The organism is Pseudoalteromonas sp. SWYJZ98 (genome assembly GCF_015864495.1).
GTDB classification, from domain to species: Bacteria; Pseudomonadota; Gammaproteobacteria; order Enterobacterales; family Alteromonadaceae; genus Pseudoalteromonas; species Pseudoalteromonas distincta.
In genome coordinates, this window is record NZ_JADYXA010000107.1 from 1 (window position 1) to 684 (window position 684).

The following is a 684-nucleotide window of genomic DNA, read 5'->3' on the forward strand; positions in this document are numbered from 1 at the left end:
AATGCCAATCCATAACTGGAATCTGACATTGTCGCAATTGGCCATCCACTTCGAAGGTAGATTAGATGGTGTGCTAGATATTTAGCAATTTAGGCTGACACAGAATTCTGAACGCCCTCAAAGGCAATTAAGCTTCTTCACCGTCCATTAATCCCCAGCCGTCACCATATCCATTAAAGCTATTAGCAATGCTTTCAATGTATTGCTCAGCTTGGCCTAAAAGGGTGTGCTCTGGCACCATTTGTACTTGAGTGATTACTTCCCAAACGCCAGTGTCTTTACATTTTTCAAGTTCAGCCTTTTGAACTAATGCATCAGAGACTATTTCTTTAGCAAATTTTTCAGCATCGGCTTCTTGTTCAAATAAAATAAAAAAATCGACTTGGTGCATTTTATTTAAATCAATGCCAGCAGCGGCTATTTCGGCTAAAAGTTGGCCGTTATCATCATCAGGGAATTGCATTAAAAACTCATTTAAAATTAATTTTTTATTCGTAGGCACTATTGTAACTAAAATATTGTCTTAACGCGTACTAATTTTAATTATGCTGATATTTATTCAAAGCCTAGATTCAAATTGTAAGTGCATAACTTGTTTTGGCTAGATTAAGTGGTCAGTTGCTCATAAGCTAACTACTTTTTCTCCGGCAAGAGATTTTACAATGAGACATTACAAACAACTGA

At 36.4% G+C, this 684-nt stretch carries 1 protein-coding gene; it reads right to left on the reverse strand.

The window, feature by feature from the left end; translation table 11 throughout:
* Positions 1–127: 127 nt before the first annotated feature.
* Complete coding sequence (locus I6F10_RS20025; RefSeq protein ID WP_165744040.1) at positions 128–463, reverse strand: ribonuclease E inhibitor RraB; 336 nt, start codon at positions 461–463, stop codon at positions 128–130.
* Between the last annotated feature and the right edge of the window lie 221 nt (positions 464–684).

Coding starts and splice junctions, on each gene's coding strand:
- I6F10_RS20025 (WP_165744040.1), bottom strand. CDS start 463: ATGCAATTCCCTGATGATGATAACGGCCAACTTTTAGCCGAAATAGCC.